The sequence below is a fragment of the Rhodopirellula sp. J20-39 genome (assembly GCF_057365095.1).
In genome coordinates this window covers 1,808,730-1,824,917 of the sequence record NZ_CP195123.1, presented here as the reverse complement: position 1 = coordinate 1,824,917, position 16,188 = coordinate 1,808,730, and the positions used below count along the sequence as shown (strand labels likewise).

Below are 16,188 nucleotides of genomic sequence, written 5' to 3'. Positions count from 1 at the left end.
ATCGTGTTGATTCGATCGTTCAGGGTGGAAACGTTTCCACTTCGGGCTTGTGTCCAACCTGGACAGTTGCCGAAAAGAGTTTCGGACACACTGTCCAAAGTTTTGGACAGTCGACGGACAGAATGTCTGTTTTCCCTGCATTTCACTGCAATCGTTTACTGCTCTTTGCAACAGCCATTTGGGCCGCTATATTCCGTTTTCATCTATAAGGAAAACGCCGCTTATTCGTTGTTGGCGAAGTTCTCTGGGGGTGCAGAGGTCGCAAGTTCGAATCTTGTCATCCCGACTCGTCATTGACAGTGTTTTTGACGATTTCCAGAAATGAAACTGGAACAAAAGGCAGTGATTTAGAGCGGTTTTGACCCTCTATCTCTGCCCCGCCGCCGAATTCCTCTGAGTTCCGCCGCATTCAACCTAGCTCTACCCACTATCCAGCCTCGAATTGCTGCTCATCCGGGGCCAATGCAGCAAATCTCATTTCCAGCGACTTGCTGCGTGAGCATGCTGACAGGCACATGCCCAGCCCTGGCCACCTAGAGCCTGCAAAGCCCCCGCTCCCTGGGCGAGGCGTCAGGATGACACTCGGAACTGCGCCACGAACAATGCGTTGGGTAGGTGGCACCGATCAGTTCTTAAGTGAAAGCGAGACTAGAAAGGTCGTCCAATCTGTAGAACGCATGCATTGCAATCGAAGGAAAACTTGCCTGAAAACCGAAGATCAAGCCTGCCCCCTAGCGAAGCCTGATCATCCCTTCTCTGCCGAGGTGAGCAACCGCGGCTTTTCTTAAGGACGATGGGGCGAATGCGTAATGAACTTCCGTTCGTCAGGCTCCGCGACGCAACGGAACGGGTTGCTGTGGAACCTTCTGCAGCGTTTCCAATGCAATGGGCAGATGCTCGGGGCTGTTCTGGAACAATTCCTCTATATGCGATTGAGGATCATCGAGCAGACGCCGGTACGCTGTCGCGATCAAATCAATGAGTTCATAGTCACACGCTCGCAACACGCGAACGAAACATCGGTCCAGCGCCGGCACGACTTCCTCCGGAACGGAATCCTGCATGCACAAAGCATGAAGACCGGCGAAAGTGAGGTGCTTTTGATGGGCTTCCAGCATCGTTGCTGCCGTTTCCACCGTCGCTTCGTCCAGCCCACCTAGCTTTGCAAGAACACACATGCTTTTTGCACAGACTTCACCGTCGCGATGATCCGTCAGAGAACGAAGTTCACGAACAATGGACTCGCTGCCAATCGCTGGTCGCTGCGACGCCATCCGTTCAATCGCCGCAATCGCATTCATCGTGATTGCGACGTTTGCCGACCCCAATTTGTCTATCAACAAGGATTCTTGCTGGTCATCCAGCTTGCCATCCGAATTCAAGTGTCGAATCGCGATCACCTGACTGGATGCCGATGATTCGTTTGCCAGCTTCCACCATTCGCGTTGCGACTGCGTCAACCGAAACTTTTTCGCTCGTGGTTGAAAGAAGGAATCGTTGGTTTTCAGCAGGAACTTCAGCGACTTTTTCATGGGGCGTTTCAGGTCGCTGGGTAAATCGCTTGACCACTTGAGCGTCTCATCGTCACGGGCCCATGCCGCAATCGCGTTGGCATAGGCAAGGGATTGACCGTCGAGAAAAGGTCGTGGGAAAACGTCCCACTGCGTCGAGTCCCAGTGAACCGGGTGCTTGGCAACAAGACTGATGCTGTTGCGAATCATGCCAAGTCCCGTCCCGACAACGGCAAGGTCGACTTGCTCAGGCAAATGTGCCCCGGCAAAGTTGTTTTGCGAAAGCAAATCGCAGACGACGGCATTGATCAGCGTGGCAAGCCCCATCGCCGGATCGCTGTCGATCGTCTGGTCCAGCATGATGCTGCGGTCCGACGGTTCATAGCGACCGGCCAGCCCGCTGGGACCATCACAAGACCCACCACCGCAACAGCCATCGCCTGCACTCTGAGCTTGCGGGAGGGCATTGCGAACCTGGATTCCGTTGACATCATGCCCGAGGTGTTTTCCGACAAACGCGATCACGTGCTGCGGATTCCGCTCGGCTTCATAGAGGTCGAAGATCGCTTTGCGACTCACCACGGGGAGTGAGAGGCGTTCAAAGCCAACACATTCAGCGATCTGTTGCAGGCAAAATTCAATTCGCGACTTGGCGGAATCGGACAGGTTCGCTTTCGGTTGAAAGAACACGATGCAGGACTCGGGGTTTCAGGGGATTGACCGAACAAGACAGGACGCCGATCGTTGACCAGAGTACTGAAAGCCCAGACCACAAGGCAGCGCCAGTTTTTGAAACGTCCCCGCGTGCCAACATCTCGTCGTGGACGAGGCAACGAGTCCCACATCTCGTAGTGGACGAGGCGACGAGTCCCTCCCGATCCATCCCGCAACAAACGAAGCGAGACGCCCCGCGTCCACGAGGTATCTTCGCGTCGTTGGCTTTCTGTGCAGGGGACTCCTCGCGTCGTCCACTACAACGCTGCACGCCTCAAAAACACCCGTAGTGGACGAGGCGACGAGTCCATGCGCAATAAAAAACACCCAGGCATCGACACGCACCACAACATGCTAAATCAACCAGGCATTAAGATGGGAAGGCCCCCTTCCGTCGATGCAGCAAGGCTCGTCCGCAACGGCGTTGTTGTGCAGGGGACTCGTCGCCTCGTCCACTACGGTTTCTCTCATGAAACGCGATCACTTGAAGCGTTTGTCGCGAGGGTACTATCAGGGCGAAGCGATTGTTCACTGGACGATCACGATTCTGGATCGTCGCCAAGGCTGGCTTTGTCCGGCGTTCTACTACCGATTTCGTGAACTCTTGACCCATACGCTGTTTCGGTATGGCATTGCTTGCCCGATTCACTGCCTGATGCAGGATCACGTTCATATGGTGTGGATGGGACTGTACGCCAAATGCGATCAACTCAACGCCATGAAGCACTTTCGCCCCCGATGCGATGAGTCCTTGAATCGCATTGGCTTTGCACTCCAAGACCAAGCCTACGACCATGTTTTGAAGGATGAAGAACGCATGCCATCCCACTTTCGCGAGCTCTGTGATTACATTGCCAGAAACCCCGAACGCCGCGGGTTGGTGGAAATCGATAGCTTCACAAAGTACGCCTTCACCGGTTGCCTGGTGCCTGGGTACCCCGAATTGAAACCCTTTGAATCGGACTACTGGGATCGCTTCGACCGCATCGTTTCACGCCTCAAAACTCAAGGCATTCAACAATGGAAACACCCGTAGTGGACGAGGCGACGAGTCCTTTCCCATCCCTCCCGCAACAAACGAAGCGAGACGCCGCGCGTCCATAAGGAATTTTCGCGTCGTTGGCTTTCTGCGAAGGGGACTCCTCGCGTCGTCCACTACATCCTTTCACGCCTCGAAAAACAAAGACTGCAGCAATCAAAGCCCCCGTAGTGGACGAGGCGACGAGTCCTTCACCACGCAATGGACTCGTTGCCTCGTCCACTACCAATTGTTTCACGATGTCCCCGGATGCGCCATGCGATCCGGGGCGAATCGACTTCTTGAGAAACGCTTCGCAACCAAGCACCCAGCCGCTGAGTGAACAGCCGCTGAGTACCCATGAGAGCGGATTCTCCGGCATCTCCAATCTCTGACTGACATATTGCAGGTCGGCGCTTGCTGGGGGCTTTCGAAAATCGCAATCTCTTCCGCTTCGTTGATGATCGCAGTTGTCAATGTCGTTGCGAGGGCACACCGAGTCTGGTTAAATCGAATGATCTCACTTATGCAGATCGTTCACCGTGGAAGGGAAGCCGGTGAATCCATTCACCTCCTGTTCCCAATGGCTTGCCGTTTCCACTTGCTTGCGGGACGTCTAGTCAGTTCACTTTCTGGCACTTTTGAGATTGGTGGTTTTAAAATTGCACGCTCCCAGTGAGAACGAATCTGTGTTGAAACATCTCGAGCGAAGTGCCACGCAAAGCAGTCTTTGTTCTCGTGGTTGGGCTGGGCCCATTGAGTGCCTCTCGGCGGGACAGGCTGCAACGCTTGCGGCGCACGTACAGACTTTGGATCAGGACCTGGAGGCAGCGTGGGCGAAGGACCTTGCGACAAGAGATCGTTGGCTGTGGGACGTGGCGAGTTCTGAGTTGGCCTTGCAGCATATCCGACCACTCCTAGGTGAAGACATCGTCTTGTGGGGGAGTATGGTTTTGAAGCGGGATCCTGGTCAGGCACACCCATGGCATTCTGACATGGAAGTGTGGGACGCAAGGGAAACGGATGCCGTGAGTGTGTGGATTGGCTTGGAGTCCATTTCTAAGGCTTCTTCGCTTAGCTTTATTGATGGCTCCCATCGGGCTGGCGTGTCGGTTCAGGAGGCTGCCGCCGATCTTCCACGCGATGCTCGAACGGGCGAGGCCGTCCTGGAATTGGCTCGATCGTATTGTGATGACGACGTGGCACTTAGCACGGCCGACGCCTGGGACGGGGCGATGCTGATGTTCGCGGGGGGAACTTGGCATGGCTCGCTTAACACTCGATCCGAAGGCACCCGGGTTGCACTTCTGTTGCAGTACGCCCGGGCGGATTTTCGCATTCGTCAACCGGATTGGTCGCAAATGGATTGGCCTTTTCGCTATGACGATACAGTGCAACCGGCGTTGTTGTGTGTTAGTGGCGATCCAGAGATCGCGCGTCGAACTGGCAATCGTCTGGTGACACCTCCGCCGGCGAATCCCAATTCATTGTGGAAACCCTCGGAAAGCCTGCGTGCTTTGCGGCCACAAATCCACGCCTGCAATTCCCCACTGGCCAAGGCCGAGGTTGGTGATCGGCGGCCAACCGTTCTTTTTGAGGGGCACACTCAGGGATTGAGGAAAATCAGCGCCCACACCTCCGTGATTACCGCTGGTGCGGTTCCACATACTTTGCATCAACACGCTGACGAAGAGTTTCTTATCGTGTTGGGCGGCGAAGCAGAACTGCAGCACGCAACCAGGAAGGATGATCCCGAACCCGATGTCTTTCGAGTTGCCGCAGGCGATTTTGTTTTCTACCCAGCCTACTATGCCCATTCGGTTATCTGTCCGGCTGATGCGGCTGAACCAGTGTATTACCTGAAGTTTCGATGGAATTCCAAAGTCGACTGGGGCAAGCAAGCGGCTGCGAAGCTGGGAATTGAGAAGCCACGAAACCTGAACGATTGGCTGCCGGCCTCAGGCTGTGGGTTTGCTTCACAGTTGATTGATGAAGGGCCAACGGACTGTCTCACTCAATTACATCTGCACGCCAGTACAATCGAACATACGAGCGGCTACCCGACTCATGAAGATGAATGCGACGTTGTTACTGTCGTAATGGAAGGCACTGTCGAAACGTTGGGGAAACACGTGCAGGCTCCCGCTGTCTTGTTTCATCCCGCTGGAACTACTCATGGGTTGAAAGCTGTCAGCGAGTCGCCAGTCCATTGCTTAGTGATCGAGTTACACCATGCAAATGATCCAGAGCTTCCGCTGCCCCGCCGTCGCTTGCGAGATTACTGGCGATCCTTCCGAACGCCGTGATGAAGTAGGCGAACTCACGCCCCGCGGCCGCACTTCGAAAACCAATGGACTCTGCCTGTACTCTGCCTGGTCGACATCATACTAGGCAGCGGTTTCGGTGATGATCTCTTCGCAAATGACAGCCTTCAATCAGCGAGTCGTGCGTGGTGAGAGACTGTGAGTCTGCAGAGCCAATCGTTCGACGGCGAAGCATCAAGCTATTCACTATTTGCTGATGCAAACGACGTTGCTAGTGCCTGAATTGGGTAACTCTGTTCAGCACTTGCTTGGATTGGCACGTCTTTGTTTGCCAATGACGTCTCCGGGCTCAACTTCTCATTCTTGGATGAAGCGGTGATGCCTCAGACGACTTGCCAATCCTCTATCCGGACTGAGACGGTGGAACCATTTGCCTCGGTTGTTGCTTCAACGCCGAAGACAAAGTGTCAGCGTTCACCTTGTACCCCGCAATAACGCGGCGCAACGGTGACGATCGTTTAGTACAATACCGCTATCCCTCCCCCCCTTTCCCACCGTGTTTCGACTAAGCGACCGTTATGACTCGATTGCCTTTGTTTTCAATGTTTGCCGTCGTGGTCCTCACGTCGCTTGTCATCTCGTCACCGCACGGCATGGCGCAGTGGCCTGATCGGCATGGACCGACCCAGGACGGCGTCGTTGCGGCAGCAGACACTCATGGCCTGCCGATTCATTGGACCGATACTGAAAACGTTGCCTGGAAGGCACCGCTGCATGACGAAGGACACTCGTCGCCTGTAATTGGTGAGGGCAAGGTCTGGTTAACCACAGCAACCGGGGACGGCAAGAAGCAGTACATCATCTCGATCGATGAACAGACCGGCGAAATCCTGCACGACCGACTGCTGTTTGAGAACGACGAGGTTGAGGAACTCGGTGGTGCGGTCGGATTCAACAATTACGCGGCACCGAGTTGCGTGCTGGGGCCAGGCGTCGTGTACGTTCACTTCGGTAGCTATGGGACCGCGAAACTCGACGCGGAAACCGCCGAGGTGATTTGGCAGCGACGTGATTTACCGTGCCAGCATTTTCGAGGACCGGGCTCCTCACCGGTTTTGCATGGTGACAAATTGGTGCTCACGTTCGACGGCGTTGACCAGCAGTACACAACAGCCCTCGATGCGGAAACCGGGAAAACGCTGTGGCGGACTGACCGCACCACCGACTACGAAGATCTCGGTGACGATGGGAAGCCACTGCGCGACGGCGACATGCGAAAAGCGTACTGCACGCCTGCCATCGTCCAAGTTGGCGATCAGCACCAAATTCTTTCAGTCGGTGCTCGGGCGATGCAAAGCTATGATCTGGAGACCGGCGAAGAGCTTTGGACACTACGACACAAAAGCTACAACGCCGGCATCAGGCCACTGTGGATCCCGGAAGAGAAACTAGCAATCATCAACACCGGTTCACGCGGCGCCCAGCTAGTCGCTGTCCGGCTTGACGGGACCACCAAGGGCGACATCACCGACTCGCACGTCGAATGGGTACGGGAACGCGGCAACCCTCGTTTCGCCAAACCGATCCAGCACAATGAACTGATCTTCCAAGTCACGGACAACGGTGTCCTATCGTGCATTGAATTGGAAACAGGCGACGAACTTTGGAAGAAACGGATTTCGGGTGACTACTTGGCTTCCCCGATTCTGGCTGACGATCGCTTGTACTTCTTCAATCAGAGTGGGCTCGGCACGGTCGTGAAGGCGCAACGTGAACCTGAGATCATCGCGGTCAACGACGTGCCCGGAATGGCCACGACCGCCTGCCCGGCAGTGTCCAAAGGTGCAATCTTTGTCCGGGGCAAAGAGTATCTGTATAAGATCCAAACGCATTGATTCAAGATTACTTGACGCCTGCGGTGTGGCCGACAGCTTTAAATTGTGGCCGAACGCTCCGCGGTCGGTGTAGCAGAAAACAAAACGCGACGGGTCGGTGGGAAGGCGGTTGGTAGTTTGGGGATTCCGACCGCGGAGCGTTCGGCCACATCCGTCTAGGTGATGGACGGCCGAATTGATAGTGCGACAGGCCTATTCGACCTCGGATCGCATGCCCGCTCATTTTTCACCGATGCCGCCAACGTCACTCACGCAAAAATCTCCTTCTAGAACTAGGTTTGCCGATACGTGTTTCGTAAGGATCGAGCCATGAGGCAAGACGAGGAAACCGATCACGTGGCGTTGGGGCACTTCCTGGACCGCGATGGTGACATTGAGGTTTCCTCTCATTCGCTTCCACACTGGATGCAGGACGGAGCGATCACGTTCATCACGATACGCTTGGCCGATTCGATTCCAAAAGAGGTCATGAAGCGATGGGATCGAGAACGCATCGTTTTTTTGAAACGCAGAGGAATCAAAATCGAAGATTGGAAATCGGGTCGACATCAATTGGGCGATGAGGACCGGCGCCGGTTCGACAAACAATTCCATCGAAAGAAGCATGACGAACTGGACCGCTGCCACGGCCGATGTCAACTTGAAGATTCGCGAGCCGCTACGATTGCGGCGGATGCTTTGCTGCACTTCGACGACGATCGCTACTTCATGGGTGATCTCATCGTGATGCCCAACCATGTCCATTGCTTGGTCGTCTTCCCCGATGCGAAGTTGATGCGGAAGCAATGCTATTCTTGGACACACTACTCGGCTGTCCAGATCAATCGTTTGCTTGGCAACGCTGGAACGCTTTGGCAAGAAGAACCGTTCGATCACTTAGTACGAGGCGAAAAACAGTTGGAATATCTTCGCGACTACATCGAGCAAAACCCAGTGAAAGCCAAATTGAGTTCCGGCCAATATCTCTATCGCCGATCAAACCGAAACTATTGATTGTGGCCGAACGCTCCGCGGTCGGTGTAGCAGAATTCCGAACGCGACGGGTCGGTGAGAAGGTGGTTGGTGGATCGAGGATTCCGACCGCGGAGCGTTCGGCCACATTCGTTCGGCCACATTCTTTGTCCCGTTCTTTCGGAGCAAGGGTCGGGGTGGCTTCTGTGTGGCAATGGGATTTTGGTTCAAAACGACATCCCCTTTTGCCAATTTGATATGTCTAACTATGATGTCGCGCCCTACCGCGCCGAATCGCCAACACGCTCAATTTAGGCGTGGCGAATCCTCCCCCCCGAACTTCGACCGAAGCTCACACCATCAGCGACATACACGATAGCCGTGAAATACCGACACCTCTATCGATCGTCCGTTCTGCTGATCCTCGCGGCAACCGCGATCTCGATGTTGGGCCTGCGCGGCGTTATGACGCACAGCCACTCCGACGGTGACGAAAAACACATTCACGCTCAAGTGAAGGCATCCTTGCCAACGTCTTCGCACCACCACGAGCATCCCCATCATCATGGACATGCGCACGATCATGCCCATGCCCATGCACACCCTCACGAACACGTCCACCCGCACACTCCGGCGGGTTCGCCCAAACAGGGCGATTCCCACGATCGACTGACACAGACGGTGTCGCCTGACACCGCCACCGAGATCGCCTCGACTCGGCCACACTCGCACTACGTATTCTTTGGATTTGAGTTTGTCGTTTTCGAATCCGGAAATCGCGGAGTGGTCTCCAACGACGGATTCAACACTGTCGACTTACGTTCCTGGCTCGTTCGCGTGTTCCAGGTTCGCAGCCCACTGCCACCTGAAAGCCTCGCTTTCGAACCAACGCCAGCGAGTATTCTTTGCGACAGGCTCCTTCGCATGAACGGAGGTCGAGGCAACGATCCTCCCTCTACGCCTCCTCCCGAGTTCGCATCTATTTGACGCCCAACAGCGTTATCTGAACTCCATCTTGAACGCAACAAACGGTCACCGTTCTCTCCGCCTCTCGCGTTGAGACCGCATCCGCATTGCTACGTGTTCGCTCGAATCATCTCGTCGCAACCGGTCTGCCGTCATGTCGGTACAGACTCGCCGTTTGTCGCGACTGGATGACCGCGTTTCTGCAGGCACACAACCGCCCTCGGTTGGAACACTCTTCTGCATGCGCGAGCGGATACACGGGCACGCCGATGCAACCGTGAACCACTCAAAACCCAAATACAACGAATCGAAAACTAACAATGCATATGCAACCTTCTTCCCCGCTCCGTCACTCCCGCGAGGCGTTTACCCTCGTCGAACTCTTGGTCGTGATCGCCATCATCGGTGTGCTCGTTGGTCTCTTGCTTCCGGCGGTCCAGGCGGCCCGCGAAGCGGCCCGCCGCATGTCGTGCAGCAATAACCTCAAACAACTCGCCCTCGGCATTCACAATTACGAATCCACCTTCGGCAGACTTCCGCCGGGCTACCTGCACAAACCAGGACCGAGCGGCACGCTCTTGGACGCCAATCACATGGGGGTCGCATGGGGAACAGCCATCCTTCCCCAGATTGAACAACCTGGTTTGTTTGACCAATTCGACTTCAGTCGGCCGGTTTGGGATCTCGAAAATCTTGAGGCCCGCGAGACACCAATGGCAACCTTCCTCTGCCCCTCGGACACCTATTCGGAAGACTCCTACGTGATCCGAGATGACTCGGTGACACCAGTCGAACGCTACGCGGCAGCTTCTTACGCTGCGAACTGGGGGCCCTCCACCGCGACCGTTAACCTCGATGACACACCGCTGCAGAGCCAAGGCGTTTTCTATCGAAACAGCCCGACGCGGTTTCGAGACATACTCGATGGTCTCTCCAACACGCTAGCACTCGGTGAACGGACCAACGGACCTCTCCCCACCAGCAACGTCTCCACCGGCGGTCACATGAACTTCGAAACCGCTTGGTCAGCCGCCGTCCGCGACATCGATGATTTAGCGGATGACCACGGTCACATGGTTTTGTTTGAAACCCAGTATCGGCCGAACCAAATTGACGGCGACGACAAAGGCCTTTCAGCCCCGCACGTCGGACTCTGCCAATTCGCACTTTGCGACGGATCCGTCCGCGCGATCTCCGATCAAATCGACGAGAAACTCTACAACGCGTTGGGTACCCGGATGGGAAAAGAAGTGATCGAAGAGTTCTAAACTTCGAAGGAGACCTAGCTTGTGGGTAGTGGACGAGATCTCGCGTCCGTCGACGACCCACAACTGGGTTTTCAACAGGCGTGCCCGGGCCTGATGGAACTCGAAACTTCACCTGGCGGCTGCTGCCGTCCAGAGACGCGGGTCAATTTCGCCAAGCATGGGTGCATTCAGAATGCCGACGAACGATTGACTTTGATCACGTGTTTTCGTGTCACGAACACTCTTTACGAATTTTGGCCGCTTTCCGGATTGAGATTTAGACCGACGACGCCAACACTTTGCTCGAATCATTCAGCAATCGATGCGACCCGGCCACAATTCTGGATTTCTAGCGTCGGCATCGCTTCGATCTCCGCTGGCAATGGTCGTGGCTACAGGTGGGCCGATGCATTGCCCGTCTTCTCCGGCATGAATACGATTCCTCCGCCGAACTCGCCTGCTTGCTTGACGGCAAACGAAGGCAACGAATGGGCCAACTTCCAAGACAAGGGACGCAGCGGAATGCTTCCGCCCAGTAGCCGTCACCAAGGTGGCGTTCATGTTTTGATGGGCGATGGTGCGGTCAAGCTCGTTACCGATTCCATCGTAGCCGGGACTCAATCTCAAGTGCCGGTATCAATCGCCAGCACCGGTGGCGTAGCGAATCCGAACAACGTTGCCGGAGCCGCCAGCCCTTACGGGCTATGGGGTGCACTCGGCACACGTGCCAGCAAGGAAGTGATCGAAGAAGAACTGTAATCGACAGATCGCCAGGAACCAAAGTTCCGCGATCCTAACTCAACGCACCTCCTTCGCGGTTCGCGAAGGAGGTTGCCGACCGACCGCGTTGCTAGTCCGAGCTTCGGACCGCTCTTCATGTATTGGGATGACACCGCGTCTTCACCATCAAGACATGGAGCGATCAACTAAGAAAATCTATTACGGGAATTAAAAATGAAATGATTTGCCTGCTTGTTATGCGTCAGCTTTGCTCTGTTTGCTACCGCACAAGGATGCGGTGGTACTCAGGAACCGAGAGCCGTCGTCGGCGAAGATGACCAAGCAGCCTACGCTGCAATGGACGCGGAAAAATTGGCTCGAGAGAAAGCAGAGATGGAAGCAACCGGCGAACAGTAAACTCGCTACCCCAGCTTGGTCGCAGCCAACGACGACTGCCGACCAACTGTTGCCAATCGTTTGCCGCCAAACCAGCCTGGGTAGCGAACGATTGGAAGAGCAAGTGCATCCGGAAAAGCAGCGATCCGTGTGCACCACGCTCGACCAATTTCATTTCGTTCATCCACAGAGGCTGACAGCGTCAGATTTGGTCAACCCGATCTCGACGAACACCTCGAAAAGTGTCATCTTGCCCACCGATTAACCAATCGGTGTCACCGTTTCCGTGCAGCGTGTCGATCGACTCGTCACTGCCCACGGTATCGCCGGGGCGAACGGCGACAAAGGTATCGGCGACGCCTTCGATCAACGCTCCAACACGATCAGCGAAGTCATCCGGTCCGGACCAAATGTTTCGGATCATCAGCAACGCCGATTCATCGAACGTTCGGGTAAAACCTGCCGAGATCAACAGATCCTCGTCGCGGCCACCGGATAGCGTGTCGGCCCCCATCCCGCCGATTAGAATGTCACGACCGGACGCGCCTCGAATCAAATCGTCGCCATCACCGCCATCGACAATATCGTCGCCGTCACCTGCATTGATGTCGTCGTTTCCAGCACCTGCCCAAATCGTATCGTCGCCGTCGCCGCTGCGGATTCGGTCGACACCATCACCCGTTCGGATCCGGTCGTTACCACCTTGGGTCGTCACCTGGTTATCTCCGAGCGTATCAATCACGGTATCGTTACCCGCCGCCGTGTCGATACGATCGTTTCCACCACCACCCAAGACAACCGCCGAGATGGCCAGTGACTTTTCGATCAAGATACTGTCGTCGCCTTCGCCTAGCGTTGCGTAAACCGACGTGACCGAAGCCCTGTCCACGTCATCACGACTCCACGGCCCTCCATCGATGCGAGTACGAATTTGCAGTTGTCCTCTTCGAACCTTTACCTGCAACTGGTCGTCGCCTTCACTACCGATAAACTTCAAACGTCCGTTGGCGTCGATCTGGTAACCGGCAATGAAGACGGTCGTGCTTTGTGTCGCCTGGAAGGTGCCGTCATCCACCGTCACAACGACTTCGAATTCACCTCCGCTTTCATAAACGTGATCGGCTGCGAACGTGTCGGCGACTTGGTCCACCGCATCGGCTGGAATCGTGACGACAGTACCGTCCCCCCAATCAATCGTCACGGAGTGCACGTCTTGTAATGCATCCTGAAACGATCCTTGCAAACGGACTGGTTCGCCGATGCGTCCAGGTTGATCAATTCCAGGACCAATGATGGCATCGATTGTGGGTGGTGTGGCAAAGTCGACGTTGACAACGGTAACAGTCGCATTGAAGGTCAACAGGTCGACGCCTTCTAGTTCCGGTGCTTCCAACACGCCCGTGATGGTCACCAACTGATCATCGTCAACCAGTCCGTCCGCCACCGCTGACAATGGCACATCCACATACGGTGTCCCAGCAGGAATCGGAATTTCCATCGGCACCATCAAAGCTTCCGGGGCACTTGATTGTAACGAGACCGTTGCGTCGAAGGCCAGTTGCGAAACGTAGAGTCGCGCCGTCAACGAGTCACCCTCGTCAACTTCACCTGACCGGACATCCAAGACGGGCGGATATAAGTTTTCATCTTCGGTGATTTGGACGGTGGCGACCAAGGGTTCATAGCCCTCAATTGTCCCGATCAAGGTTACGGTCGTATCGCCCGCGAACAGATTGTCGTTGACGGCCACAATAGCGTTTGGTGTTCCGATGCCAAATCGCCCCGCGGGCAGGACAATGGTCGGGGTTAAAACTTCTAACCGATCGGGATCAGACGACGTCAACGTCAATGTCACGTCATGGTCGAACACAACCGCTGGCCCAGGGCCGCCACCAGTCCCAAACCCAAACAGTGCCGAATCACCTTCGAAAAGATTGAACTGGTCCGTGAAACCGAACACCGCCTCATCATCATCGATCAGCGTCGCCGTTAGCGTGGAGCTTTGGAATCCGGTTGCCGATGCCGACAGCACCAACTCTTGATCATCCTCAACCACGTTGTCTTGCGGATTGCTCAAAAACGCAAAAGCAAACGCTCGGTTTGGAGCAACCGTCATCGTCGCGGGAAGCCCCAGTGCATCACCACCGGACGTTTGAATGTCGAATCCCGATTGAGCAAGCGGATGGCTATCATCAAGATTGTGCCGAACCACTGCAACGACTTGCTGGCCCTCATTGAATTCGATTGGTTGGCCATCCGGCGGTGGGAACGGCCCCTGACCAACATCGAGTAACAAAGTCAACTCAGCGACTTCGTTATCCACCGTCGAGATCGGCAACGGGAAAAACCTACGTTCTTCACCAGGCAATTGGAACGTGGCCTGCAACTGACGCGTTTGCGTTCCGTCTACCCGATCATCATCCAATGCGGCGACTTCGAAGGAACCAACACGATGTCCGGCCGGGATAATGACTTGTTGCGGAATGAGAATTTCGTCGGAATTGCCGCTAGGTCCGGAAACTCCGTCAATGAAGAAATTAACGGCGATGTCTTGGTCAAGCACTTGCCCAATATCAATTTGCCCGATCGCCGCTGGGCCGCCTTCTTCTAGTGTCGATGTGGAAAGTGTGACGGTTGGCTCGATCACTGGATCTCGTAGGGTCCAAGTCGCCGTACCAAAGAGACGATCCGGCTGGTTAGGCCATGATTGCAACAATCGCAGTGGCAACTGCTCGTTTGGCTCATCAATGCCGTCGTCGACGCCCAGAATATCGATGAAGCCACTCTTTGCTCCTGGCTCTAGGACAAGTGGCGTGATCTCAATGTCATCGCCGAATTCTTCCACCAACGCTTCGGGAAGCTCCAAACGGAATGAGGTCTCGACTTCATAGGCCGCTGTCATGGTGATCTCGAATGAGGTCACTTCGCCTTCGCGGATCTCCCGACCGTTTAAGTTGCGGCCAAACGTGTATCGCTGTTGGGTTTGATCCAGCACGTCAACCGCGACGGCTTCACTCACCGAGACTCCGTCGAACACCGTTGCCACTTCGATCTGCACCGTTTGCAATCCGTCAAACAAATCGTCTTGCACCCCCGCGATCACGACATCAATCGAGTCTTCCCCCGCAGCGATGGTGACCTCGCTGTTTTCAGGAACTAATTCCGAATCGTCCGTCGTGAGGACATAGGTGGTATCGGTTGCTAAGGTTCGATCTTGCGTTATGGTCAAAATGAATTGACCGTTTTCGCCGATTTCAGTTTGCTGTGGCGTGACGACGAATGAAGGTGTCGTCGTTAGGGGTGGGTGGATCAGGATCTCGGTGGTGGCGGATTGCCAATCATCAGCAGCAGCTGTGACTGTCACGGCAGCCGATTCTCCCGGCGCGAGCGAAGATACCGTCGCGGCGAACACTTCAAAACTACGGCCTGGTTGCAAAGTCACACTTGTTGGCACTGAAACGATCGACGGATCATCGCTACTGAGTTGCACGACCAACTCTTCCGATAGCATCGGTGTGCTCGGTGCCGAATTGCGAGAGACAACAAAGCTCACCGTTCCACCATCAACCGGGATCTCACTGGTGGGAGTAATGGTGAGCGCGGCTTCGTCTCCGTCTTGGATCGTTAGCTCGACCCCAATGAACTCGGTCCCGTTGTAAAACGAGACGCTGACGGCCTCCTCTTGCAGCTCGTCCAACCCATCGGAAATTGCCAACACATCGAACGTCGCTTCGTCATGCCCCGCCGGAATGGTGAATTCGGTCAGATTGTTCGCACCGACGGCCGGCGTGCCACCAATAACGTCAACGTCGGAAGGACTGCTTGTCGAGATGCCCACGGTGACCGGTTGGTCAGTTGGACCGGTACGACTCAGTCGTAGCGTACGAACTTCCCCCTCGGGCACCTCCGCCGATTGATTCACCGCCAGCTCAAGACTCACCAGCTCCAAGTCTCCGGCCAACAAACGTCTCGCCTCCAAGGTTTCTGGCCGTAACCCGCGGTGCCTCCGCCGAGGACTGCCGCTGACCTTTCGGGGTGTCCTACGTGTGTTGCCGAACCCTTGCCGAATCATTCGTCGCAGTACCATTCGCCTTGTCCCAAGAAGAGCATACAGAAAAGTTCATGCAGCAAGCGGAGACTCGCTGCTGCCGTTTGGGGGAACATTGTAACGCATCTATGGGGGCGAAGTTTCCACTGCGAGTTTTTCAACCTGGAAACAGATCGCCCCCAAGCGGTGAACAAATGCATCTATATGGGACGGCAAATCTCACGCTAAACCGCCTCAATCCAAGCGGCCAAGAACCCGCGTTTGAAACAACTCCGTCAAAATCGTGGCCGAACGCTCCGCGGTCGGTAACCAGCACCACCCATTGACGCCTGTTCCGACCGCCCGGCGTTCAACGCCACCAGACGGAATACAAAACTGTGCACCGGAGTATCCGAATCGTTCTCGATGCGATTGTTACATCAGGCTTCCAAACGATTCAGGACAAGCGTTCTACTCTG

10 protein-coding genes are annotated in these 16,188 nt (G+C 55.3%); 8 read left to right on the top strand and 2 right to left on the bottom strand.

Annotated elements, in window-relative coordinates; translation table 11 throughout:
* Positions 1-824: 824 nt before the first annotated feature.
* Positions 825-2,201, bottom strand: a complete 1,377-nt coding sequence (locus ACR3ZL_RS06555; RefSeq protein WP_473648682.1) for a hypothetical protein — start codon at positions 2,199-2,201, stop codon at positions 825-827.
* Positions 2,202-2,694: 493 nt separating this feature from the next.
* Between ACR3ZL_RS06555 and ACR3ZL_RS06550 the strand changes: the two genes are divergently transcribed.
* The 8 genes from ACR3ZL_RS06550 (at position 2,695) to ACR3ZL_RS06515 (ending at position 11,703) form a co-directional block, all read left to right on the top strand.
* Positions 2,695-3,261 (top strand): transposase, encoded by a 567-nt coding sequence (locus ACR3ZL_RS06550; protein ID WP_473648683.1) that lies wholly within the window; start codon positions 2,695-2,697, stop codon positions 3,259-3,261.
* 671 nt (positions 3,262-3,932) lie between these two features.
* Entirely contained in the window at positions 3,933-5,549 is a 1,617-nt protein-coding gene (locus tag ACR3ZL_RS06545; RefSeq protein WP_473648684.1) for a phytanoyl-CoA dioxygenase family protein, read from the top strand.
* Between the two features lie 536 nt (positions 5,550-6,085).
* The gene (locus ACR3ZL_RS06540) at positions 6,086-7,402 is read left to right on the top strand and encodes an outer membrane protein assembly factor BamB family protein (RefSeq protein ID WP_473648685.1); all 1,317 of its coding nucleotides are present in this window, start codon (positions 6,086-6,088) and stop codon (positions 7,400-7,402) included.
* A 309-nt stretch (positions 7,403-7,711) separates the two neighbouring features.
* Positions 7,712-8,395 carry a transposase gene (locus tag ACR3ZL_RS06535; protein ID WP_473648686.1) on the top strand — a complete coding sequence of 228 codons (684 nt, stop codon included), beginning with the start codon at positions 7,712-7,714 and terminating at the stop codon, positions 8,393-8,395.
* Between the two features lie 339 nt (positions 8,396-8,734).
* Positions 8,735-9,340, top strand: coding sequence for a hypothetical protein (locus ACR3ZL_RS06530; protein WP_473648687.1), 606 nt, complete (start codon positions 8,735-8,737; stop codon positions 9,338-9,340).
* 299 nt (positions 9,341-9,639) lie between these two features.
* Positions 9,640-10,587 carry a DUF1559 domain-containing protein gene (locus ACR3ZL_RS06525; RefSeq protein ID WP_473648688.1) on the top strand — a complete coding sequence of 316 codons (948 nt, stop codon included), beginning with the start codon at positions 9,640-9,642 and terminating at the stop codon, positions 10,585-10,587.
* A 408-nt stretch (positions 10,588-10,995) separates the two neighbouring features.
* On the top strand, positions 10,996-11,325 hold the full coding sequence (locus ACR3ZL_RS06520; protein ID WP_473648689.1) for an H-X9-DG-CTERM domain-containing protein: 330 nt from the start codon (positions 10,996-10,998) through the stop codon (positions 11,323-11,325).
* Positions 11,326-11,538: 213 nt separating this feature from the next.
* Positions 11,539-11,703 (top strand): hypothetical protein, encoded by a 165-nt coding sequence (locus ACR3ZL_RS06515; RefSeq protein WP_473648690.1) that lies wholly within the window; start codon positions 11,539-11,541, stop codon positions 11,701-11,703.
* Between the two features lie 181 nt (positions 11,704-11,884).
* Here ACR3ZL_RS06515 and ACR3ZL_RS06510 read toward each other — a convergent pair whose 3' ends face one another.
* Positions 11,885-15,769, bottom strand: a complete 3,885-nt coding sequence (locus ACR3ZL_RS06510; RefSeq protein WP_486173303.1) for a hypothetical protein — start codon at positions 15,767-15,769, stop codon at positions 11,885-11,887.
* Positions 15,770-16,188: the final 419 nt, after the last annotated feature.

Coding starts and splice junctions, on each gene's coding strand:
- ACR3ZL_RS06550 (WP_473648683.1), top strand. CDS start 2,695: ATGAAACGCGATCACTTGAAGCGTTTGTCGCGAGGGTACTATCAGGGC.
- ACR3ZL_RS06540 (WP_473648685.1), top strand. CDS start 6,086: ATGACTCGATTGCCTTTGTTTTCAATGTTTGCCGTCGTGGTCCTCACG.
- ACR3ZL_RS06535 (WP_473648686.1), top strand. CDS start 7,712: ATGAGGCAAGACGAGGAAACCGATCACGTGGCGTTGGGGCACTTCCTG.
- ACR3ZL_RS06525 (WP_473648688.1), top strand. CDS start 9,640: ATGCATATGCAACCTTCTTCCCCGCTCCGTCACTCCCGCGAGGCGTTT.
- ACR3ZL_RS06520 (WP_473648689.1), top strand. CDS start 10,996: ATGAATACGATTCCTCCGCCGAACTCGCCTGCTTGCTTGACGGCAAAC.
- ACR3ZL_RS06510 (WP_486173303.1), bottom strand. CDS start 15,769: ATGGTACTGCGACGAATGATTCGGCAAGGGTTCGGCAACACACGTAGG.